Raw genomic sequence first — 21,306 nt, 5'->3', positions numbered from 1 at the left:
CTTCCCACCGTGAAAACGCTCGCCACCAATTCGCTCCCCAACAAGAAAACCGCCCCCACCCATAACGGGCAGAGGCGGCAACATCAGGAGGCCTTAAGCGCGGCTGAGGTACTGGCCGGTGCGGGTGTCCACCTTCACTTCGGTGTCCTGTTCCACAAAGAGGGGGACCTGCACGGTGGCGCCGGTCTCCAGCTTGGCAGGCTTGGTACCGCCAGAAGCTGTATCGCCGCGCAAGCCGGGATCGGTTTCCACGATCTTCAGGATGACCTGATTAGGCAGGGTGATGCTCAGGGCCTTGTCACCGTACATGGCGACCTCAACCTCGGTGTTCTCCTTCATGAACTTGGAGGCGTCGCCCACCAGGCTGGGAGGCAGCGTGACCTGCTCAAAGGTTTCCATGTCCATGAACATGTAGTCGTTGCCGTCCTTGTACAGGTACTGCATCGTCTTACCTTCAACGTAGATGTCCTGCAGCTTTTCGGTGCTGTTGAAGGTGCGGTCAACGATGCTGCCGGATTCCATGTTGCGGAATTTGGTGACGACTTTCGCGCCGCCGCGTCCCATCTTCAGGTGCGAGTAGTCCAGGCACTCCCACAGTCCGCCGTCCATCTCCACCTTGGTGCCGTTTCTCAGTTCGGTAACGCTGATCATCTTTAGCTCCTTGAAGATCTAAAGGGGTGGTCAAACCCGCTTCAGACACTGTGCCAACCGGGGCCGCCTCAGCCCTTTGCCGTCTCGGAGACGGGCGTTCAGGTGGGAGCCTCCCGGTGCCGCCCGCAAGTTTAGCAGAACGAACCCAAATCATGCGAGTAACCCTTCCCCTGCCACGCCCGGGTTTGCTATGCTGCCAGGGTTGCCCGTTCACCCCCGCCCCCGGCCCCGCGTGGCCGATGTGCGGCGGGGAGCAGAAGACGGAACGCGCCAAGGAGACCTACGCACATGGAACTGAACGCAAAGCCCCGCAAGAGCCAGGAAAAGCTGGCTGAAGGCATGATCCCCGCCGTCGCCTACAACAAGGAGCACAACGTCTCCTTCACCCTGGACCGCAAGACCTTTGACCGGGCCTTCCGCCAGACCAGCACCACCGGCCTGTACGACATCACGGTAGAAGGCCAGGAAACCTTCCCCGCACTGGTCAAGACCGTGCAGATGGACAAGCGCCGCCGCGTCCCGATCCACGTGGACTTCTATATGGTCACCTACGGCGAGGCTATTGAGGTCTCCGTGCCTGTCCACACCAAGGGCAAGAGCCAGGGCGAGATCATGGGCGGTCTGCTGGACATCGTGATTCACAATCTGGCCATCATTGCCCCCGGCCCACGCCGCATCCCCCAGGAGCTTGTGGTGGACGTGAGCAAGCTTCAAATCGGTGACCACGTGACCGCTGGGCAGATCACCCTGCCCGAGGGCGTCAAGCTGGCTGTGGATGCAGATCAGGTCGTGGTGAGCGTCCTGCCACCGCGCATGACCGCCGAGGAAGCCGAGGCCGAAACCCAGGCTGCTCAGGTTGCCGGTCTGGTTGCTTCGGGCGAACTGACCGAGGAAGCTGCCGCCGCCGTGCTGGAAGGCGAGGCCACGCTGGAAGAAGCCAAGGCCGATGCCGTTCCGGCAGCAAACGAGGACGCGGCAACGGAAGACACCAGCAGCGAAGAAGAGCAGTCCTAAGCCATTTCAATCGTTCAGGCCGGGGTTTCCAGAGGTGGAGACTTCCGGCCTTTGCGGCGGCTGGGTTTGGAAGGCGGATTTTGAAAGCTGACTTCCCCTCTTGCCCGCGCTCAGGGGTTAAGCTGAGGGGTTAAAGGGGCGAGCGGTACGGCCTTGAATTGGAGGTTTGAACAGTATGGCGGAAAAAGACATTGACAAGTTGCTTTCGATGACCGACAGCAAGTACCGCTTGAGCGTTGTGACGGCCAAACGTGCCCTGCAACTGCGCTCCGGTGCGCCCAGCGTGTTGCCCGTCGAGCAGCGGGTCCGCACCCGCAATCTGGTCACCCAGGCCATGCGAGAGCTGGCCACCGGCCAGCTGACGGTGGGCACGGACCTGATGGACGAGTCCCGTTTCCATCAGGATTACGTGCGTCAGCGCCAGGCCCAGCTGCAGGCCCAGCTGAACGCCGAACGCGAGCGCGAACGCGAATAACAGCTGGAATTGGTGGGAGAGGCGGCGAACGGGGAGTCCCTGTGCGCCGCTTCTGACTTACAGACGACGGGCCAGCCATTATGCAGAGTCATCCTCAATCATTCTTGAAAAGACGCTGTTGTACACGAGAATTTTCTGTTGCAGGTTTATGCGATTGACAAAAGCTGAGTACGACGCTATATTTCTTATCAACACCGCCGATTAAGGCGGCTTTTTTATTGCCTGAATTTTTCAGTCACTGGACATCGCGTTATGCACACCTCCGATCCAAAATGCGCAAGAATTGGGTGTGGAACGCTTTTTTTCGGCTGGCCGCAGAAAGTTGACGCCTGCCGAATACTGCGCTATCTTTTTCCTATCACCGTCGAGAGGCGGTCTTTTTTATTTTATGCCACTGCTCGTGGCCGCCAGCGCTGTTTTCGCCGTTTCCAGTTCCTGCCAGGATTCGCGGCCCGGCGCAGCCACTTTCTGCAAACGCACGATGTCGTCCCTGATTTGCTGGACCAGCGCTTCTCCGCCCGCACGCAGGAGCAGTGGGCCGTACTTGAGAGCGGCGTCCAGCGACAGCCCCTCATAAGCCGGGTCTGGGCCGCTGGCCCGATCCAACCGCAGCACCGGGTAGGGCCAGTAGCCGACGATCAGGTGCTCGGCACAGACGTGATAACCCGCTGCCCACGCCCACAGCCGCAACAGCAGGGCAGAGTCATTGGGCTGCACGATCAAGACAGACGGCAACCTCTCCCCTGCCCGCTCCAGAATGCGCCTGATGGTGTGCGCGCCCATGCCACACAGGCTGGCGCTGCCGACTTCACCGGGAAGAATAGGGCCGAAACCGTCGCCCTCTCGGACCTCGATCTGGGCTTCGAGTCTCGAACGCGCCACACTGCGCCTCGCCTGTTCCAGCGGACCGGGATTGAGTTCCACTGCAATACAGCGCCGCACACGGCCCTCCCGGACCAGACGGACGGGTAGGCGGGCATGGTCGCTGCCGATGTCGGCATGAACGTCGGTGCAGATCAGTCCTAGAACCGCTTCCAAGCGGGCATCAAGGGTAGGCATCGTCATCTACCACCCTCCGAGCGGGCAGGGGCCGGAAGGCCATACAGGCAGCCTTGCACCGAGCTATAGACACCCATAGCCAGGAGCAGAGCGACGATGGCTGGGCCGCCGTTCGAGAAGCTGGTGTCGCCCGCCCACTCCAGCGCCTGCAAGCCTGGGCTGAGGATCAGCAGGACCATGCCCACCAGCAGGGCGTCGGCCTGTTCCACGCCGAACAGAACCCGACTGAAGGTCAGGGTGCGCGAGATCGAATTTGCTGGCTCCCGTGGCATCAACCCTGCTTCGCCACATCGGGGGACAGCGCGGTTACTGCGTCACCCTCCCGGATCACGCCGCCCACAATCACCCGAGCCGTCAGGCCGCCGTGACCACGAACCGCGTTGTAGCCGCCTTCGCCCAGATTCTCCTCCATACGGGAGCAAGGGTGGCATTCGCCCGTCCCCTCCAGAATCACTTCACCGATCTGAAAACGGGCGTCCTTGAGCGCCAGCAAAGGCACACCCGAAACCACGATATTGCGGCGCAACAGTTCCGGCGTTGCCTCTTGCAATCCGGCCAGCGTGGCGATCACGGGCAAATGTTCCGCCTGAATCAGCGTCACCTGCCGTTTGCCGGGGCCACCGGGAAGGGGCGGAGTGGACGGCCTGGGCGTCACATCGGGTTTGCCGGAGAGCGCCGTCAGACGGGCGGGGGCCGTCTTGCCGTGATCCCCGATCAGACCGACGAGCGGGTGCGCTTCCACCTCGGACACGCGCACGGGCGTCACGTGGCGGGCCGGGCGCAGCCCCAGCCACTCCACCCGTCCGGAACGGGGAAAGGTTGTGCGCAAGTGCTGAATGGTCTTCACGCCCGCCATGCTATCCGCTACACTGGCGGGTATGAGGCGTCTGACCCGACGTGCATATCGATCCTGCCGCTAGCGGTGGGAGGTCAGTCTTAGCCTGAAATCCGAATTCCGAGAGCGGGGCAGCCACAGTGGGGTGCGCCGCCTTTTTGCATGGAGTCAGTATGAATCAGAACAGCATGAACGAGATTCGCCGGAAGGTCCCTGTCGACGAGCAGATTGAAATTCTCAAACGCGGCGTGGTTGATCTGGTCACGGAAGACGATCTGCGCCGCAAGCTGGCCCAGAGTGTGGAAACGGGCAAACCACTGCGCGTGAAGCTGGGCGCGGACCCCACCCGCCCGGACCTGCACCTGGGCCACGCGGTCATCCTACGCAAAATGCGCCAGTTTCAGGACCTGGGCCATCAGGTCATCATGCTGATCGGCGATTTCACGGCCATGATCGGTGACCCCAGTGGCAAGAGCAAGACACGCCCGCCGCTGACGCTGGAGGAAACCCGCGCCAACGCGCAGAGCTACCTGGAACAGTGCCGCCTGATCCTGCGCGGCGAGCCCGAGGTACTGGAAATCCGCTACAACGGCGAGTGGCTCGAACCTATGGGCTACGCCGACGTGATCCGACTGACCAGCAAGTACACGGTGGCCCGCATCCTGGAGCGCGACGATTTCACCAAACGCCTGAGCGCCGGCACCCCCATCAGCCTGCACGAGCTGCTTTACCCGGTCACGCAGGGCTACGACTCGGTGGCCCTGGAAGCTGACGTCGAGCTGGGCGGCACCGATCAGCTGTTCAACAACCTGGTGGGCCGCGCCCTGCAACGGGACTACGACCAAGAAGCGCAGGTGGTCATGACCCTGCCGCTGCTGGTGGGGCTGGACGGAACCGAGAAAATGTCCAAGAGCCTGGACAACTACATCGGCCTGACCGATGAGCCGCACCTGATGTTCGCCAAGCTGATGAAGGTGCCCGACACATTGCTGGACAATTACTTCACCCTGCTGACCGATCTCCCCAAGGCCCGGATTGTAGAGCTGCTGAGCGGACATCCGGTGGCTGCCCACCGCGCTCTGGCCCGCGAGGTGGTGGCCTGGTTTTACCCGGACGCTGATCTGGACGCCGCCGAGGAAAGGTTCAAGAGCGTGGCGAAGGGCGGCATCCCCGACAACATTCCAACTGTCAATGTCGCGGCGGGGCTGAACGACAGCATGGACTCAGAGCGGATCAGCATGGCAAAACTTGTCGTGCTTGCGGGCCTGGAACCCAGCAACGGTGCGGCCCGCAAGCTGATCCAGAACCGGGGTTTAAAGCTCAATGGTGAGACCTATACCGATCCGCAAGGCCAGTTGACCAGGGCTGACCTGTCTGGAGAAGGCGGCGCCGTCATTCAGAAGGGCAAGGACCGATTCGCACGCCTTGTGCTGGGGGATTGACCCGGTTCACGTCTTTACGCTACCTTCACGGGCCGCCTGCGTGGCAGGCCAGGCCAGTCCGGAACAGAAAGTTATGCACAGGGCAATGTGGATAACTTTCTGTTCCGGGAATGCCGTATAGCACATAGAAAACAACCTTTCCTGTTCCGGACTTATCCACAGGGTGCATGTGGATGAACCCTGTGCCTGTGGATAAAAAAGCTGACTCGCCCGTGACATTCGTCAGTCCGGGCGAGTCAGGCGTCTGGGGAAGATCAGCTCAGAATTGCGACACCACGTCTGCCTCGCGCAGAGACTCCACGCGCAGCATATTGGTGGTGCCCTGAACACCGAACGGCACACCTGCCGTGATGACATAACGGTCACCCACATCGGCCAGACCACTGTTCTTCAGTTCCTTGTTGGCGATCCGCACCATGTCGTCGGTGTTGCGCGGATCCTCGCTGAGAACTGGCACCACGCCCCAGCACAGGGCCAGCTGATTGCGGGTGGTCTCATTGGGGGTCAGGGCCAGGATTGCCACCGGAGGCCGATTCTTGGCGATCCGCAGGGCGGCGCCGCCCGTGCTGGTGAAGGCCACGATGGCAGAGGCCCGCAGCTTGGCTCCGATGTTACACGCCGAATTGGCAATCGAGTCCTGGGCTAGGGTGGTGTCGATCACCAGCTGACGCTGGAGCATGCTGTAGTGCTCGCTGGACTCCGCCTCACGGGCAATGTGATCCATCATGGCCACCGATTCCACCGGGTACAGGCCCGCCGCCGACTCCGCCGACAGCATCACAGCGTCGGTGCCGTCGTAGATGGCGTTCGCCACGTCGCTGGCCTCGGCGCGGGTGGGACGCGGCAGGCTGATCATGCTTTCGAGCATCTGGGTGGCGGTAATGACAGGCTTACCGGCCTCGCGGCACAGGCGGATCAATCGCTTCTGGATGGTCGGCACCTGCTCGGGGCGCATCTCCACCCCCAGATCGCCGCGCGCCACCATGATGCCGTCGACCTCCTTGAGGATGTCCTCGAAACGGTCCACGGCCTGCGGCTTCTCGATCTTCGCCATCAGCTTCGCGCGGCTGCCGAAGCGCGACAGGTAGTGCCGCGCCAGCAGCAGATCATCGCGAGAGCGTACGAAGCTCAGTGCCACCCAGTCCACGCCCAGCTCCGCGCCGAATTCCATGTCCGACACGTCCTTATCGGACAGGGCGGGCACGCTCAGATCGGCTTCGGGAACGTTGATGCCCTTGTTGTTCTTCAGCACCCCGCCAATGACCACGCTGGTCAGGATGTCGTTGCCGCGCACGCCCTCCACACGCAGGGCCATGTTGCCGTCGTCGAGCAGCAGGGACATGCCAGGATGCACGTCGCGAATCAAGTTCTTGTAGGTGGTGGAAACGCGTGTGGCGTCACCTTCCACATCGTCCATCGTGATGGTGAAGTGGTCCCCTGCGGCCAGCGTCACTGACCCTTCTGCAAAACGGGCCACACGAATTTTCGGTCCCTGGAGATCTTGCAGAATCCCCACGGTGATGCCTTTCTGGGCGGCCAGCTCGCGCACCATGGAATAGGTCTGGCGGTGGTCCTCGGGATCGCCGTGGCTGAAGTTCATGCGAACGACGTTCAGACCAGCGTCCATCATGCGGCCCAGCACTTCAGGACTGCGACTGGCCGGACCGACGGTCGCGACAATTTTGGTGGCTCGATCAAAATGTTTCATGGCTATCCTTATAATCGATGGAGCTCAAAAGACCAGTCTATCTGGAAGTGATTCCATCTGCATCTGGAGAGGCGGCGAAGGCTGGAATGATCATCGGTCTTCCAGCGCCCGCCGCCTGAGTTTTCTCCTTACCTGAGTGCCTTGCGACCCGGATACACGGCGCGGTCACCCAGCATGTCCTCGATTCGCAGCAACTGGTTGTACTTGGCGATGCGGTCCGAGCGGCTGGCACTCCCGGTTTTGATTTGCCCGGCATTCGTGGCCACGGCCAGATCGGCGATAAATGAATCTTCGGACTCACCGCTGCGGTGGCTGATGATGGTGCCGTAATGGTGGCGCTTGGCCAGTTCGATGGCGTCCATGCTCTCAGTGAGGCTGCCGATCTGGTTGACTTTGACCAGAATCGCATTGCCCACCCCGGTATCGATGCCGCGCTGCAGGCGTTCAGGGTTGGTCACGAACAGATCGTCGCCCACCAGTTGCACCCGGTCGCCAATTTTGGACGTCAGCGCCTGCCAGCCATCCCAGTCGTCCTCGGCCAGACCGTCCTCGATGCTGACAATCGGGAAGCGATCGGCCCAATCGGCCCAGAAATCCACCATCTCGGCGGTGGAGAGCACGCGGCCTTCACTTTCCAGGTGGTACTGACCGTCCTTGTACAGCTCGGTGACGGCTGGGTCCAGCGCGATGCAGATGTCCTTGCCTGCCTCATACCCTGCCTTCTCGATAGCCTCCAAAAGGACTTCCAGGGCTTCCTCATTGCTCTTCAGATCCGGCGCGAAACCGCCCTCGTCGCCCACATTGGTGTTGTAGCCACGCCCGCTCAGCACTTTTTTGAGGCTGTGGAAGGTCTCGGCCCCGTAACGCAGCGCTTCGCGGAAACTGGGTGCGCCCACCGGCATCACCATGAATTCTTGAAAGTCCACCGAGTTGTCGGCGTGCGCACCGCCGTTGATCACGTTCATCATCGGCACTGGCAGGGTCTTGGCGTTACTGCCCCCCAGGTAGCGGTACAACGGCACCCCCAGTTCCTCGGCAGCGGCCCGGCTGGTGGCCAGACTGACCGCCAGGATGGCGTTGCCGCCCATATTGCCCTTGTTGGGCGTGCCGTCCAGTTCCATTAATGCCGCGTCCACTGCGCCCTGATCGCTGGCGTCCAGACCCACCACCGCAGGTCCTAGTGCCTCGTTCACGTTCTTGACGGCCTTCTGCACGCCCTTGCCGCCGTAGCGACTGCCGCCGTCACGGAGTTCCAGGGCCTCATGTGTGCCTGTGCTGGCCCCGCTGGGCACGATGGCGTGGCCGACATAACCGCTGTCCAGATGAACCTCGGCTTCTACGGTGGGGTTTCCGCGCGAGTCGAGCACTTCACGGGCAATCACTTTTTCAATGTTCATGACGAGTCCTCCTGAACGTCACCCCCCGTCAGCCCTGAGCCAGCGAGTAGGTGTATCTGGGACACTATAAGCGCCCTGTGCAAGGGCAGGCTACCTCCGGTCTAACCACAAGCGCAGATAGGCAGAAAATTGCGACTCAGACGAGAGTTGTCCACAAAAGTTATCCACAGTCGGAATAACTGTGGATAACTTTGTTGGAAACAAACGATCTTCTGCTCGAAGAGAAAAGAAGGCAGAATAGGCCCAGCAAGATGCCTCTTGCTGGGCCTCACTAGCCCCTTAAACGCGTAGCGTAACCATGACAGCCATGTAGCCACCCCCACCACTCGCGCGGAAGATTGCAGGGCTTGTAGAGCCGGAGAAAAGCAGTTCGGCTTCCCCCTCAATCGGACCAAGAGCATCAAGGACGTGCCGGGCATTGAACGCCAAACTCATGGCGGGTTCCACGCCACCTTGTGTGACGGCCAGCGTGTCCTGAGCGCGGCCATAGTCGCCCTCGGCGGCCAAACGTAGCTGGCCCTCAGACACTAGAAATTCGACGCGATTGTTGGCGTTCTTGTCGGCCAGAACGGCCACGCGGTTCACAGCTTCCTTGAGGGCAGTGGCCGGCAACGTGACCTGAAGCTTGATGTCCTTGGGAATTACACGCTCGTAGTCCGGGAAGTCGCCATCAAGCAGCTTGAGGTTCATTCGTACCCGGTCTGTGGTCACGCTGAGCATGCCCTCGCCGTAGGTGAAACGGGCCTCGCCGTCCTTTAGCACGCGGATCAGTTCGTCCACGCTACGGGCAGGGATGATCAGGTTGCGCCCATCTCCACTGGCTGGAAAATTGCGGATCGCCACCCGGTAGCCATCCGACGCGACGACACGAGCCGAGCCGGTTTCGGTGTGATGTTCGAGTTTGATCCCCCGGAAGACCGCCTGGAAAGCCTCGTTGCTGGCTGCGTAGCGCACACTGCCCAGAGCGCGGGCCAACTCCTCGGCGTTCAGGCTCAGATCCGCATTGCCTGGAAAGCTCAGGGGCGGATATGCCTCGGTATCACCCGTCTGCAACTTGAAATCCGAGCCGCCAGCGCGCACAGCCAGTTCCTGACCTACCAGCTCCAACTCCACGAGTTCGCCACCCAAATTGCGGACGATCTGGGCGAACAGGTGAGCGGGGACCACGAAGTCTCTGGGCTCCTGAACCTCGGCGGGAACGAAGCACGACAGGTCAATTTCCAGGTTCGTACCGCTCAGCGTCAGACCTGCCTCACTGGCCTCGACTTTCAGCGAGGTGAGAAGGGGGTTGCTGCTACGATTGGGGACCACACGTTCCAGCAGGCCCAGGCCCTCGCTCAGAACTTTTTTCGTCACGTACGCTTTCATGCCCGATCCTCTTGAGTGCCCTGTCTGTTCCCAGTTTGTGCGTATCGTCTCATTCACCATCTCACTTTTTGGACTGAGTTTATTCTTTTGGTTGGTTGTCAACCTCTATCTCTTACCTGTCTTTAAATAACTATAGAAGATAGTAGTAGTAGTAATAGGGCCTGTGGAAACTGTGGATAAGTGGCTTGCGAACGCGCTAAGCGCATATTTGTCTTGTGGACAAAATTGTGGATAAGTGGCACTTTCCTGTGGATAACCTGTGGACAAAAAGCGAGGTTATCCACAGGGACTCAAAGAGGGCGAGTTATCCACAAAGTTATCCACAGAAAAAACAGGGTTATCCACAGGTTATCCACAGGGTTATCCACAGCTTGTGAAACTCGGCACACCAATTTGGAACGGGTTTTGGAACTTATTTAGCTACCGAACAAATTTAACCTAGGAATTACGCATCTAAATCCTCGTCATCTAGGCCTTGCATCTTGCGGCGGAGCAGTTCGACAGAGGTCGTGACGTCCTGATCCTTGCCCAGTTGTTCGGTGACCTTGTTGATGGCATGCATGACGGTGGAATGGTCCCTACCAAAAAATTGCCCGATTTCCGGCAGCGAGTGATCCGTCAGCTCACGGATTAGATACTGGGCCACCTGGCGCGGCACCACCACCTCACGCACACGCCCCGAACCGCGAATGACATCGGGGGGCATGTTGTAGTGGGACGCCACCTGTCGGAGCACGTCCATCATCTCTACCTTGACTTCCTGCGGCGCAAAAATATTGCTCAGGGCCTTGGCCGCCACCGCCCGCGAGAAAGGCACGTTGTTCAGGCTGGAAAACGCCACGACGCGCATCAGCGCGCCCTCAAGTTCGCGGATGTTCTTGGTGACCTGTCGGGCGATCAGCTCCAGCACTTCCTGCGGAATATCGATGCGGTTGTGCTCGGCGTTCATCTTGAGGATCGCCACCCGCGTCTCGTACTCCGGCGACTGGATATCCGTGATCAGGCCCCACTCGAACCGACTTCTCAAACGGCCTTCCAGGGTCTGGATGTCCTTCGGCGGACGGTCTGAACTGAGGATGATCTGCTTGTGGTTCTCGTAGAGCGCGTTGAAGGTGTGGAAGAATTCCTCCTGCGTCCGCTCCTTCCCTGCCAGAAACTGGATATCGTCGACCAGCAGCAGGTCCACGCTGCGGTAGCGGTTGCGGAACTGCGTCATCTTGTCGTCGCGGATGGCGTTGATCAGGTCGTTGGTGAACGACTCGGTGGACACGTATTCGATACGTTTGTCGGGGAAACGCTCGGACATGTAGTGGCCCACCGCGTGCATCAGGTGGGTCTTGCCGAGGCCCACGTCACCGTAGATGAACAACGGGTTGTAGGCCTTGCCGGGAGATTCGGCCACGCCCATCGCCGCTGCGTGGGCCAGGTTGTTGTTTGGACCCACCACAAAGTTCTCGAAGGTGTACTTGGGATTGAGTCGCTTGCGGTTCTCGGCCTGATCCTGCGCCGAGGGACCGCCGGGAGGGCTGGGCGGCGGTCTGTTCGGTGGAGGTGACGGATCTGCCGGCGAGAACAGGGTGTCCTGGGCAGCCGGCAGTACCTGAAAACTGACCTGCGGGTTCTGCGCGCCCAGCGAACGCAGCGCGTCTTCAAGCAACTCCAGATAATGCTTGCGAAACCACTCCTGTGCGAAGGAATTGCGGACGCCCAGCACCAGCGATCCCTCCTGCACGCCCAGGTTTTTGACCGGGGCAAACCAGGTGTGGTATTCGACTTCCGAAATGTTCTTGCGGACGTACCCGAGCACGTCCGACCAGATTTCCTGCGAGATAGGCGCGCACCTCCCTTACGTACTGCGTAGCGCGGGTCAGCATATCACTCGGTCCCCTGTCTTCTGACCCGATTGAGAGAGGTGCTCAGCCGCCCAGAGACGCCAGAATTCCGGCCTCGCGCTCGGGGGTCAGGGCATAGTTGAGATCCGCATCCTTGCTCCATTCACGTGTATCTCGCGCCGTCACCGCCGGATCGGTTAGGGTCAGGCCCGCTGCGATCGCCCGCGAGTTATCCACGTCCATCAGACCGCCCTGTTCGCTGTGTTCAGGTAGATAAACGGGAAGTTCGCGAGCGCCCAGCCCGTTCGCCTCCAGCGTCTTGCCATCTACCCAGCGAGGCTCAGAAACTCCCAGCAATTCCATGAAGTCAGCCCAGCTGATTCTCGGCCCGGCCAGATTAAAGATGCCAGCAATACCGTCCTCAACAACCTTAACCGTGAAGCGTGCCATATCGCGGGCGTCGATCACCTGCAAGAAGTCCGAACCATCGCCTGGGGCCAGGACCGTCCCGCCCCGCGCGGCGCGGTCCACCCAGTACGGGTAGCGTGCCGTGTGATCGAAGGGTCCGGCCACGATCTGCGGGCGCAGCACGGTGGACTGTTCGCCGTAGACCTGCTGGATAATGTGCTCGCAGGTGACTTTCAGGGGGCCGTAGGTGTCGCCGGAAACCTCGGTCACGTCCTCGGCGGCGGGCGTGGACAGCGGATCGTCCTCGCGCACTGGATGACGCTCCGGCTCGGCATAGGCGCTGACGGTGCTGATAAAGACGTAACGGCTCACGCGGTCTCGCAGGCCCTCAGCGCTGGCCCGTACCTGCTGGGGGGTATAGCCGCTCACATCCACGCAGGCGTCCCACTGTCTGCCGTTCAGGGCCTCCAGGCCCACCGCTCCCTCGTTGCGGTCCCCCTGCAAACGCTCGACCTGCTCCGGCAACTCGTCTTTCGACTTGCCGCGTGTCAGGACCGTGACCGCGTGGCCCGACTTCAAGAACGCCTCCACGATATGCCGCCCCACGAACTGCGTGCCGCCCAGAATCAGGATGTTCATGGCCCCACCATAGAGCGGGCACAATACGGTGTATGAAAGTCCGCTTCACACGACGGGGCGTACGCGTCCGCATCGACGATCTGGAACTCGCGGCCCTGGGGCGCGGCGAGGTGCTGCAGCTTGGAACCCTCTGGACAGGTGGAGGGTGGAGCTTCAGCCTCGATCCGCTCTCGGACGGCGTTTCAGGGCTTGGTGGTCAATTGAATGTTGGCGTCAGGAGTCTACTGCCCGATCTGACTGAGCCCGCCCGCGAGGGCGTGACGCTGACGGGGCCACCGCGCGTGGACGTGGAAAAGGACTTCGGGCCTCAGCACGTCTGAAGGGGGTTCAGCGCCGCGCCCACCGTCCGCCGATCTCCTCCGCCAGCCCCAGCAGTTGCAGCATCACCAGGGCGGTCTGAAGCTCTGGCAGGGGAAGATTCGTTCCTGATTGTAGGTCGTCGAGCGTGGCGGGGGCACCAAGGGCCACCAATACGCGCGCCTGTTCAGGGGGCAGATCGGGCATGGGCGAGGCAGGGACCTGCCCCCAGCCCAACTCGTCTAGCACGTCCTGGGCAGTTTCAGTCAGCACGGCGCCGTCACGGATCAGGGCATGGGGACCGGCGGCGCGGGGATCACCCGCTCGGCCTGGAACGGCAAAGACCGTGCGCCCACATTCCAGCGCGTGGGTGGCAGTGATCAGACTGCCCGATTTGCGTTCGCCCTCCACCACCAGCGTCCCGGCGGACAGTGCTGCGATCAGGCGGTTGCGCGTCGGAAAGTGGTGCTGGGCCGGGCCAGTGTCGAGCGGGTATTCGCTGATCAGCGTCAGTCTCTCGGCCAACCGCTCGTTTTCGCGCGGGTAGATTACGTTTACGGCGCTGCCCAGAATGCCGATGCTGTGGCCCCCAGCCTCCACCGCTGCCCCATGCGCTGCCGTATCGATGCCGCGTGCCAGACCGCTGACCACCACGACGCCCACCCGCGCGAGGTCGCCTGAAATCGAGCGGGTCAGACTGACCGCATGGGGGCTGGCCGCCCGCGTGCCCACAATCCCCACAGCGCGCGGCACGACGTCCAGATCAGGCAGATCGCCCAGCACCCACAGCACTGGGGGTGGGTCGCCCAGCGACTCCAGGGCGGCCGGGTAACCGTCGAGGCCCCGGCCCAGCAGCGTGACGCCCATTCGCCGGGCTTTGTCCAGCTCGGCCTGCGCCCCCGCCGCTGCTTTCGGTTGGCCGATGCTGGCCATACTTCTGGCGTCCAGTCCAGGTACATCACGCAACTGGGCAAGCGGGGCATTCAGGGCCGCCCCCGCGCCCCCGAAATGCCGCCGCAGGGCCTCGATCCGGCGCGGCCCTAGATTCGGCGTTAGGCGCAGGATCAGCAGGGCCAGCAGTTCGGAAACTTCGTCGGCGGGCGTCGCTCGGATCACCCATTCAGGATAGGCGGCGACTCTTCCAGCTTCCTTTCCTGGCCCCTCCTCTGTTCCAGCCAGCTCCGGCCGGCCTCAGTCCTCGTCGCCCAGCGCCGCGCCCGGAATGCTCAGCACGAACTCCGCGCCGCCCTGCGGGTGGTTGCCGCCGCTCAGGCTCCCGCCGTGCATGGCCGCAATCTGCCGCGAAACGCTCAAGCCCAGGCCACTGCTGCCCGCGCCGCTGATAAACGGCTCGAAGATGCGCTCGCCCAGTTCGGGGGGCAGACCGGGACCGCTGTCGCGCACAGTGAATGTCACCTTGTCCGCCGTTTCATCCAGGGTCAAGGTCACGCTGCCGTCCGCCCCGGCGGCGCGGCGGGCATTGGCGAGCAGGTTGCGGACGGCCTGCGTCAGCCGGTCCGGGTCACACAGGATGCCGCCCCTCCAGTCGCCCTCGAAAGTGGTGCCGGGCACCAGCCGCTCGAGCCGCTCTTGCAGGGTGCGCGCCGGAATGTAGTGCCAGGCCAGCTTCAGCTCCAGCTGCCCGCGCGCCAGTTGCATCAGGTCCTGGGTGGTAAAGGTCAGTTCGTCGGCCACCAGCGCGGCGCGGCGCACTTCCGGATCGTCAGTTCGTTCCTCGGCGCGGCGCAGGCTGGCCTTGAGGACAGTCAGCGGGGCACCCAGCTCATGCACGATCTGGCCCAGCAGCTGTTTTTCTCGCGCCTGTCCAGCTTCAATGCGGACCAGCAGGCGGTTGATGGCGCTCAATAGGCGGTGGACCTCGTCCTCGCGTGCGGGCAAGGGCAAAGTGGCGAGGCTGAGGGTGGGATCGATCTGATCAGCCAGATTCGCCGCGCCCTGAAGGCCCGACAGCGCCCGGCGGCCCACCCACCAGCCCACCAGCAGCAGGATCAGCGGCGTGGAGATCAAGGCAATCAGCAGGGCGCTAACGGCGCTCTGGCGGGCGGCCAACAGGTCATCCTCGGGCAGGCCCACCCACAGCATGCCGAAATCTCCCGCCTTGCGCTTGACCGCCCGCACCGAGGTGTCCCCGATATTGACGCGCGACTGATCCCCATATGGATAGGGCGCCCTGACAAAATTTCGCAAAATGGGGCTGGCCGCCTTTACGGTACCGTCGTCATCGATCAGCATCGTGTAGGCGTTGGCCCCGCCCGCCGTCTTGCCCAGGCCCGCGCCGGAAGTGGAAAACGCCTCGGCCAGCGTGTCGGCGCGGTCATTCAGACGGTCATTGAACTGCTGGTCCATCTGCGACAGCAGCAGGGTCACCACGCCCAGACTGATCAGCATGATCAGCGCCAGCGCCAGCAGGCTGTAGGTGGCCGCCAGCCGGAAGCGCAGGCTGTGCCGCCACGCCACCCGCGCCGAGGACAGCCCCGCTCCCGGAGTCAGCGCCCCGCCCCGGCGTGAGCCAGCTGCGGGCGCGTTTGGGGCAGGGCGAGCCGGGGGCAGCATGCGGGTCAGGCTTGCAGCACGTAGCCGACGTTGCGGATGGTGCGGATTTTCAGGTCGCTGTCCGACTGCTCGAGTTTCTTGCGAAGCTGCGAGATGCGGACCTCCACACTGTTGCTGTTGGGCGTCTCCCAGCCGTACAGGTGGGATTCGATATCGGCCCGTGAGAACACGCGTTCGGGGGTGCGCATCATCAGTTCCAGAATGCGCGCCTCGTGCTCGGTCAGGTTGATGCTCTTGTCGTTCACCGTCAGCAGCAGGCTGGACGTGCTGAGGCTGGTGTTGCCCAGATTCACCCCAGTACCCGCGGCAGTGCGGCGCAGCAGGGCCGTGATGCGGGCGTCCAGTTCGGGCATGGCGAAGGGCTTGGTCAGGTAGTCATCGGCGCCGGCGTTCAGCCCGGCCACCCGCTCCTGGACGCCGCTGCGGGCCGACAGCACCAGTACGGGGGTGCTGCTGTACTGTCGCAACGCCTGAACCAGATCCAGGCCGTCACCGTCGGGCAGGTTCAGGTCCAGCAGGATCAGCTGGGCGCTGTGCATGCCCAGCCACGACTGCGCGTCCCGCAGGGTGGCGGCGTGATGCACCTGGTAATCGGCGGACAGGTATTCCTTGAGCAGCGGCCCGAGGTGTGGATCGTCTTCTACAACCAGAATCTGCGCCAGCATGCGGTCTCCTTGAATGGGTGAAGTGGGGACGGGCTTACTTGCTGTCCTTGGCCGCCGAATCCGTGGTCTTGAGGCCCGGCAGACTCAGGGCCTGTCCGGCAGGCTGGGCGCTGAGGGTCAGTTTGAAAGGGGAAAGGAACTTGCTGAGGGTCAGGGAGGTGTTGGCGGCGTTGGCCCCGGCTGCGCCCGGCAATTGCAGGGTCAGTTGACCCTTGCTGAGAACACCGTTGTAGCTGCTTTTGAGGCCAGGGAAGGTCATTCGCGACTTTTCCTCGTCAGTCTGCGCGAACAGCACCACGACGGGGCCATCGTAATCGCCGACAAACTGCATGATCAGCTTGCTGCCGCTGGTCTCGCCGTCACCCACCTTGGTCTGCAATTCCCGGTCCCAGACCTGCACCTTCAGGCCCTGTGCCGCGGGGGCCAGGGCCGTCAGGCACAGCAAGGGAATCAGAATGCGGGTCATCATGGCAGTGTAACGAAGTCTCCTGGAAAGGGGTGAAAGGAGGGGGCAGGGGGCCGCAGCGGACTCTCCCGACGCTCCACTTTATTCTTTCAAGCTGATGCGCCCTTGACGAATCGCGGGCGCACCTTTAGGTCAGCTTGGGGATCGCGACGGTGGATGCGATTACATCGCTTCCAGCATCAGCCGGTCCGGGTTTTCCAGCAAGCGGATCACCTCTTTGCAGAAGCGTGCCGCCTCTGCGCCGTCCACCAGGCGGTGGTCGAAAGACAGGCTCAGGTACATCATATGCGCCACCACGATGTTGTCATGCTCATCCACGATGGGCCGCTTGACGATGCTGTGGATGCCCAGGATGGCGGCGTCGGGCACGTTAATGATCGGGAACGAGAACAGCGCGCCGATCGAGCCGATATTGGTGATCGAGAAGGTGCTGCCCGCCAGTTCGTCCGCGGCCAGTTTGCCGGCCCCCGCGCGGCCGGCCAGATCGACGACCTCGCGCGCCAGTTCAAAGATGCTCTTCTGGTTCACATCCTTCAGGACCGGAACAGTCAGGCCCGCTTCGGTGGCGACGGCCATGCCCATGTTATAGTAACGCTTCTGGACAATCTCGCCGCTGGCCTCGTCGAAGGAGGTGTTCAGGCTGGGGTACTTCTTGAGGGCTGCCGTGACCGCCTTGAAAATGAAGGGCAGGTACGACAGCTTGACGCCCGCCGCCGCCGCCTCGTCCTTGACCCGGCTGCGGAACTCCACCAGCTTGGTCAGGTTGACCTCGTCCACGGTCAGGGTGCGGACGGTGTACAGGTGGCTGGCCTGCATCTGGTTGCTGATGGCCCGGCGCATGCCCCGCAGCGGCACCCGGTCTTCCAGGTGTTCGTAGCCCTTGGGCGTGCGGTATTGCACGGCCGCGACGGGCAGGCCGCCGGTCCCCTTCGCGGCGGGCTGCGGTGAGCTGGCCGGAGCCGGAGCCGCTTGAGGTTGAGAGGCCTGCGGCTGGGGTTGCGCCGGGGCGGCCTGAGGGGTGGCGGCCTGCCCTCCAGCGGCCTGCCCATGCGCCATCACGTCCTGCACGCGGATGCGTCCGTTGGGACCGCTGCCCTGTACCTGTGCCAGATCGATGTTCATCTCGCGGGCCAGTTGACGCGCGGCGGGCACGGCCAGCACGCGGCCGTCGGTCCGGGCGGAGGACGGCGTCGGCTCGCGGTTCAGGGTGCCCGTTCCGGCGGTGTAACTGCCCGGTGCACCGCTGCCGCTGCGGCTGCCCAGTCCCTGCACCTTCACCTGCTCATCCGACGCGAAGGCCTTGAACAGGCTGGTGGAATCGTCGTCGCCACCCTTCATGTGGCCGGCCTCCACGATGCTGCCGCCCGCATCGTCCTCGTTGCCGGTCATCTGATCGCGCTCCTCCTGCGCCTGAGGCGGCAGCTGGACTTCGGCAGTGCCAGGGTTCTCGCCGCTGTCCTGAATGGCCTGCGTGGGGCTGGGCTGCTTAGTCTGGGCTGTTTCAGAACGGGGGGGGGCGGCTGCGCCTGCCTCTCCCCCCTCATCGATCAGGGCGATGACGGCGTGGACGGCCACCACATCGCCCTCCTGTGCCATGCGCTTGCTCAGGACGCCCGCCGCAGGACTGGGCAGTTCCACGGTCACCTTGTCGGTCATGACCTCGCACAGCGGTTGTTCCAGCGCGATCGTGTCGCCCTCTTCCACCAGCCATTTCAGGATTTCGCCTTCGACAACGCTTTCGGCCAGTTCGGGGAGCAGAATTTCTTTCACGGATTACCTCAGATGTGGGATGTGGTTGTTGGTTGTGGGAACAGTGGAAAGGCAAACGGACCCGCTGCCTCTGCTATCCGATCACGAAGGCCCGCAGGACGCCGTAGAGCGCCAGCACGCCCCCCAGAACTTGGATCCAGCGTTCGCCCCGGGCGTACACGAAGGCGCTGATCCCCAGCAGGACGAACATCGCCCCGATGCTCAGGCGTTGCCAGGGCTGGGGCAGGTCGCCCGCCACGGCGTAGACGCCGAAGCCGATCATCAGGCCCAGGGTGCCCAGCAGCGGGCGCAGCAGGTCGGGATTCAGCTTCATGGCCGCAGCCTAACGCTCAATGTGGGCCGGGGCAGAACGTTAATAGTTCAGGGCCTGCACGCAGGCCGCCGTGATGCGGTTAGGACCGGGCAGATAGATCTTGTCCTGCACGTAGGGATACGGAATGTCGAAGCCCGCCACCTGACCGATCGGGGCCAGCAGCGAGTCGAAGGCGGCGTCCTGAATGGCATACGCCACCTCGCCCATGAAGTTGCTGATGCGCGGGGCCTCACTGACCAGCACGGCGCGGCCCGTCTTCTGCACGCTGTCGACCACCAGTTCCCTGTCCCAGGGGACGAGGCTGCGCAGGTCAATGACCTCCACACTCACGCCCTCGGTCTCCAGCGCGTCGGCGGCGCGTTCCAGATCAGGCATCACGCCGCCGTAGCCGATCAGGCTCAGGTCGCTGCCCTCACGACGGACTGCGGCCTCACCGATCTTGACCGTGTAGTCGTGGCCCGGCACCTCGCCCTTGGAGGCGCGGTACAGCCGTTTGGGTTCGAAGAAGATTACCGGGTCCTCACCGCGAATGGCCGCCTTGAGCAGCCCCTTGGCGTCGTAGGGCGTGCTGGGCATCACCACTTTCAGGCCTGGGGTGTGGGTGTAGTAGCTCTCGGGACTCTGGCTGTGGTGATGCCCGCCCTTGACGCCGCCGCCGGACGGGGTACGGATCACCAGCGGCGCGCTGTACTGGCCGCCGCTGCGGTACCGCATCTTGGCCGCCTGACTGATGATCTGATCGAAGCCCGGCCCCATGTAGTCGGCAAACTGAATCTCGGCCACGGGCCGTAGCCCGCGCACGGCCATGCCCACCGCCGCGCCCACGATGCTGGCCTCGCTGAGCGGGGTGTCAAACACGCGCTCCTTGCCGAACGTGGCTTGCAACCCGGCAGTCGCCATGAAGACGCCGCCGCGCGCGCCCACGTCCTGTCCGAACAGCACCACCCGGCTGTCGCGTTCCATCTCTTCATGCAGCGCCTCGGTCACGGCGGTGATCAGGTTGATGGTGCGGGGCTCCGAGGCGGCTTTCATGTCCTGTCTTTCCTGGGTGGCGGTCATTTCCTCTCCCCTTCCTGTTCGGCGCGCAGCATGGCGGCCTCCTCGCGCAGGTGGGCAGGCATGTCTGAATAGACGTCCTCGAACATGATGCGCCAGTCGGGCTGTCCGGTGGCCTCGGCCCGGATGACCTGCTCGTCCACGTCGCGGTGGACAGCGGCGATCATGTCCGCGCGTTCCCTGGACTCGATGGGATGGCCCAGGTGTTCGAGCAATTTCTCGACGCGCACCACCGGGTCACGTCCCAGCCACTCCTGCACTTCCTCACGGGTCCGGTAGTGCTTCTCGGCATCGGCGTCCGCGTTGCTGTGAGAGCCGACGCGGTAGGTCAGGCACTCCACGAGGGCGGGGCCATTCCCGGCACGCACCCACTCGGCGGCGTGTGTGCAGACTTCCATAACCGCCACGATATCGTTGCCGTCGACGTAAAAGCCGGGCATGCCGTACGCCTTGGCCTTGATGTGGATGTTCTCGCTCGCGGTCTGGCCGCGCAGGTTGGTGCTGATGGCCCACTGGTTGTTCTCACAGACGAATAGGCACGGCGCGGCCATCGCACCCGCCATGTTCATCCCGGCGTGCCAGTCACCCTCGCTGGTGGCCCCGTCCCCGAAGGTGCAGACGGTGATCTCGTCGGTGCCCAGGTACTTCTGGGCCATCGCCGTGCCAGTGGCAGGGGGCACCTGATTGGCAATGGAGGAGCTGATGGAGACGAAATGCTGTTTGCGAGCGGCGAAGTGGTGCGGCATCTGGCGGCCCCGGCTGGGATCGGAGTTGCTGCCCAGCACCTGGCTGATCAGCTCGAACATGGGCACGCCCAGCGCCAGCGCCAGCGTGTGATCGCGGTAGTACGGCCAGACCCAGTCGTGGCCGGGCCGGATCGAGTGCGCGAGGCCCACCTGCGTGGCCTCCATGCCACTGGACTGGGCATAGAAGGTGGTGCGCCCCTGACGCAGCAGCGTGATCAGTTTGCGATCAAACTCGCGGGCACGCAGCATCACGCCGTGCAACTCTCGCAGGCGTTCGGGCGTGTAGGCGGCAGGTAGGGTATGTATGGGCAGGCCGTCCTCGGCCACGTAACGAATGGGTTCGGCGGTAAACGGTTGAATCTCCGGGGTAGGCAGGGCTTCAACCGGAGGGGTTGGATTGATCTGAGCGGGAGTCATCTGAGGCGGGCCTCCTGTACGTGCGGCAGAACTGGAAACCTTCTCTGCCATCGGCGGAATTTGTCTGACGCATGTCTAAACTAACGGGCGTTAGGCATTCTAGCTGCTGGCCATGGGAAGAAAAGAGGTCAGAGCTGTCCAGTGAATTTGGACGGCCCTGACCTGCGTCGTGGG

The 21,306-nt window shown here is 62.9% G+C and carries 21 protein-coding genes; 4 read left to right on the top strand and 17 right to left on the bottom strand.

Going from position 1 to position 21,306, the window contains the following annotated elements:
* Positions 1-93 precede the first annotated feature (93 nt).
* Positions 94-651 carry an elongation factor P gene (gene efp / locus HNQ08_RS22605; RefSeq protein WP_184137143.1) on the bottom strand — a complete coding sequence of 186 codons (558 nt, stop codon included), beginning with the start codon at positions 649-651 and terminating at the stop codon, positions 94-96.
* Positions 652-939: 288 nt separating this feature from the next.
* On the opposite strand from efp, the gene HNQ08_RS22600 reads away from it, so the two are divergent.
* A complete protein-coding gene (locus HNQ08_RS22600; RefSeq protein WP_184137141.1) occupies positions 940-1,665 on the top strand; it encodes a 50S ribosomal protein L25/general stress protein Ctc in 726 nt (241 codons plus the stop codon).
* Positions 1,666-1,840: 175 nt separating this feature from the next.
* Positions 1,841-2,140 (top strand): DNA-directed RNA polymerase subunit omega, encoded by a 300-nt coding sequence (gene rpoZ, locus HNQ08_RS22595; RefSeq protein ID WP_184137138.1) that lies wholly within the window; start codon positions 1,841-1,843, stop codon positions 2,138-2,140.
* Positions 2,141-2,521: 381 nt separating this feature from the next.
* On the opposite strand, the gene HNQ08_RS22590 is transcribed toward rpoZ, so the two are convergent.
* The 3 genes from HNQ08_RS22590 to HNQ08_RS22580 are packed head-to-tail and all read right to left on the bottom strand — an operon-like array spanning position 2,522 to position 4,046.
* Entirely contained in the window at positions 2,522-3,205 is a 684-nt protein-coding gene (locus tag HNQ08_RS22590) for a tRNA (adenine(22)-N(1))-methyltransferase TrmK (protein WP_184137136.1), read from the bottom strand.
* Positions 3,202-3,471: a hypothetical protein gene (locus HNQ08_RS22585; protein ID WP_184137134.1), complete on the bottom strand. Its 270-nt coding sequence runs from the start codon at positions 3,469-3,471 to the stop codon at positions 3,202-3,204. The genes HNQ08_RS22590 and HNQ08_RS22585 overlap by 4 nt, the downstream gene beginning before the upstream one ends.
* Positions 3,471-4,046 (bottom strand): MOSC domain-containing protein, encoded by a 576-nt coding sequence (locus HNQ08_RS22580; RefSeq protein WP_229790183.1) that lies wholly within the window; start codon positions 4,044-4,046, stop codon positions 3,471-3,473. Before HNQ08_RS22580 ends, HNQ08_RS22585 begins: the two co-directional genes overlap by 1 nt.
* A 176-nt stretch (positions 4,047-4,222) precedes the next feature.
* Between HNQ08_RS22580 and tyrS the strand changes: the two genes are divergently transcribed.
* Positions 4,223-5,476, top strand: a complete 1,254-nt coding sequence (gene tyrS / locus HNQ08_RS22575) for a tyrosine--tRNA ligase (protein ID WP_184137244.1) — start codon at positions 4,223-4,225, stop codon at positions 5,474-5,476.
* Positions 5,477-5,735: 259 nt separating this feature from the next.
* Here the strand turns inward: tyrS and pyk are convergent, their stop codons facing one another.
* The 5 genes from pyk to HNQ08_RS22550 form a co-directional block, all read right to left on the bottom strand.
* Positions 5,736-7,184, bottom strand: coding sequence for a pyruvate kinase (gene pyk, locus HNQ08_RS22570; protein WP_184137130.1), 1,449 nt, complete (start codon positions 7,182-7,184; stop codon positions 5,736-5,738).
* A gap of 128 nt (positions 7,185-7,312) precedes the next feature.
* Entirely contained in the window at positions 7,313-8,581 is a 1,269-nt protein-coding gene (eno, locus tag HNQ08_RS22565) for a phosphopyruvate hydratase (RefSeq protein ID WP_184137128.1), read from the bottom strand.
* A gap of 279 nt (positions 8,582-8,860) precedes the next feature.
* A complete protein-coding gene (gene dnaN, locus HNQ08_RS22560; RefSeq protein ID WP_184137125.1) occupies positions 8,861-9,949 on the bottom strand; it encodes a DNA polymerase III subunit beta in 1,089 nt (362 codons plus the stop codon).
* Positions 9,950-10,394: 445 nt separating this feature from the next.
* Positions 10,395-11,756 (bottom strand): chromosomal replication initiator protein DnaA, encoded by a 1,362-nt coding sequence (dnaA, locus tag HNQ08_RS22555; protein WP_425321369.1) that lies wholly within the window; start codon positions 11,754-11,756, stop codon positions 10,395-10,397.
* Positions 11,757-11,865: 109 nt separating this feature from the next.
* A complete protein-coding gene (locus HNQ08_RS22550) occupies positions 11,866-12,828 on the bottom strand; it encodes an NAD-dependent epimerase/dehydratase family protein (RefSeq protein WP_184137123.1) in 963 nt (320 codons plus the stop codon).
* A 32-nt stretch (positions 12,829-12,860) separates the two neighbouring features.
* On the opposite strand from HNQ08_RS22550, the gene HNQ08_RS22545 reads away from it, so the two are divergent.
* Entirely contained in the window at positions 12,861-13,148 is a 288-nt protein-coding gene (locus tag HNQ08_RS22545; protein WP_184137121.1) for a hypothetical protein, read from the top strand.
* Between the two features lie 7 nt (positions 13,149-13,155).
* On the opposite strand, the gene dprA is transcribed toward HNQ08_RS22545, so the two are convergent.
* The 8 genes from dprA to HNQ08_RS22505 form a co-directional block, all read right to left on the bottom strand.
* Positions 13,156-14,241 (bottom strand): DNA-processing protein DprA, encoded by a 1,086-nt coding sequence (gene dprA, locus HNQ08_RS22540; protein ID WP_184137119.1) that lies wholly within the window; start codon positions 14,239-14,241, stop codon positions 13,156-13,158.
* 75 nt (positions 14,242-14,316) lie between these two features.
* Positions 14,317-15,636 carry a sensor histidine kinase gene (locus HNQ08_RS22535; RefSeq protein ID WP_229790187.1) on the bottom strand — a complete coding sequence of 440 codons (1,320 nt, stop codon included), beginning with the start codon at positions 15,634-15,636 and terminating at the stop codon, positions 14,317-14,319.
* A 68-nt stretch (positions 15,637-15,704) separates the two neighbouring features.
* On the bottom strand, positions 15,705-16,364 hold the full coding sequence (locus HNQ08_RS22530; protein WP_039686169.1) for a response regulator transcription factor: 660 nt from the start codon (positions 16,362-16,364) through the stop codon (positions 15,705-15,707).
* Positions 16,365-16,398: 34 nt separating this feature from the next.
* Positions 16,399-16,830: a hypothetical protein gene (locus tag HNQ08_RS22525; protein ID WP_184137115.1), complete on the bottom strand. Its 432-nt coding sequence runs from the start codon at positions 16,828-16,830 to the stop codon at positions 16,399-16,401.
* Between the two features lie 162 nt (positions 16,831-16,992).
* A complete protein-coding gene (locus HNQ08_RS22520) occupies positions 16,993-18,600 on the bottom strand; it encodes a dihydrolipoamide acetyltransferase family protein (RefSeq protein WP_184137113.1) in 1,608 nt (535 codons plus the stop codon).
* A 73-nt stretch (positions 18,601-18,673) separates the two neighbouring features.
* Positions 18,674-18,913, bottom strand: a complete 240-nt coding sequence (locus HNQ08_RS22515; RefSeq protein ID WP_342355719.1) for a hypothetical protein — start codon at positions 18,911-18,913, stop codon at positions 18,674-18,676.
* 39 nt (positions 18,914-18,952) lie between these two features.
* Positions 18,953-19,972: an alpha-ketoacid dehydrogenase subunit beta gene (locus HNQ08_RS22510; protein ID WP_184137111.1), complete on the bottom strand. Its 1,020-nt coding sequence runs from the start codon at positions 19,970-19,972 to the stop codon at positions 18,953-18,955.
* Positions 19,969-21,132, bottom strand: coding sequence for a thiamine pyrophosphate-dependent dehydrogenase E1 component subunit alpha (locus HNQ08_RS22505; RefSeq protein ID WP_184137109.1), 1,164 nt, complete (start codon positions 21,130-21,132; stop codon positions 19,969-19,971). The genes HNQ08_RS22510 and HNQ08_RS22505 overlap by 4 nt, the downstream gene beginning before the upstream one ends.
* Between the last annotated feature and the right edge of the window lie 174 nt (positions 21,133-21,306).

The sequence above is a fragment of the Deinococcus humi genome (assembly GCF_014201875.1).
Taxonomy (GTDB): Bacteria; Deinococcota; Deinococci; order Deinococcales; family Deinococcaceae; genus Deinococcus; species Deinococcus humi.
The sequence above is the reverse complement of the archived record's forward strand: the minus strand, read 5'-3'. Positions and strand labels throughout refer to the sequence as shown.

Bases quoted from the DNA above. Each gene is read 5' to 3' on its own strand.
- efp (WP_184137143.1), bottom strand. From the start codon at position 651: ATGATCAGCGTTACCGAACTGAGAAACGGCACCAAGGTGGAGATGGAC.
- HNQ08_RS22600 (WP_184137141.1), top strand. From the start codon at position 940: ATGGAACTGAACGCAAAGCCCCGCAAGAGCCAGGAAAAGCTGGCTGAA.
- rpoZ (WP_184137138.1), top strand. From the start codon at position 1,841: ATGGCGGAAAAAGACATTGACAAGTTGCTTTCGATGACCGACAGCAAG.
- HNQ08_RS22590 (WP_184137136.1), bottom strand. From the start codon at position 3,205: ATGACGATGCCTACCCTTGATGCCCGCTTGGAAGCGGTTCTAGGACTG.
- HNQ08_RS22585 (WP_184137134.1), bottom strand. From the start codon at position 3,471: ATGCCACGGGAGCCAGCAAATTCGATCTCGCGCACCCTGACCTTCAGT.
- tyrS (WP_184137244.1), top strand. From the start codon at position 4,223: ATGAACGAGATTCGCCGGAAGGTCCCTGTCGACGAGCAGATTGAAATT.
- pyk (WP_184137130.1), bottom strand. From the start codon at position 7,184: ATGAAACATTTTGATCGAGCCACCAAAATTGTCGCGACCGTCGGTCCG.
- eno (WP_184137128.1), bottom strand. From the start codon at position 8,581: ATGAACATTGAAAAAGTGATTGCCCGTGAAGTGCTCGACTCGCGCGGA.
- dnaN (WP_184137125.1), bottom strand. From the start codon at position 9,949: ATGAAAGCGTACGTGACGAAAAAAGTTCTGAGCGAGGGCCTGGGCCTG.
- HNQ08_RS22550 (WP_184137123.1), bottom strand. From the start codon at position 12,828: ATGAACATCCTGATTCTGGGCGGCACGCAGTTCGTGGGGCGGCATATC.
- HNQ08_RS22545 (WP_184137121.1), top strand. From the start codon at position 12,861: ATGAAAGTCCGCTTCACACGACGGGGCGTACGCGTCCGCATCGACGAT.
- HNQ08_RS22530 (WP_039686169.1), bottom strand. From the start codon at position 16,364: ATGCTGGCGCAGATTCTGGTTGTAGAAGACGATCCACACCTCGGGCCG.
- HNQ08_RS22525 (WP_184137115.1), bottom strand. From the start codon at position 16,830: ATGACCCGCATTCTGATTCCCTTGCTGTGCCTGACGGCCCTGGCCCCC.
- HNQ08_RS22515 (WP_342355719.1), bottom strand. From the start codon at position 18,913: ATGAAGCTGAATCCCGACCTGCTGCGCCCGCTGCTGGGCACCCTGGGC.
- HNQ08_RS22510 (WP_184137111.1), bottom strand. From the start codon at position 19,972: ATGACCGCCACCCAGGAAAGACAGGACATGAAAGCCGCCTCGGAGCCC.
- HNQ08_RS22505 (WP_184137109.1), bottom strand. From the start codon at position 21,132: ATGACTCCCGCTCAGATCAATCCAACCCCTCCGGTTGAAGCCCTGCCT.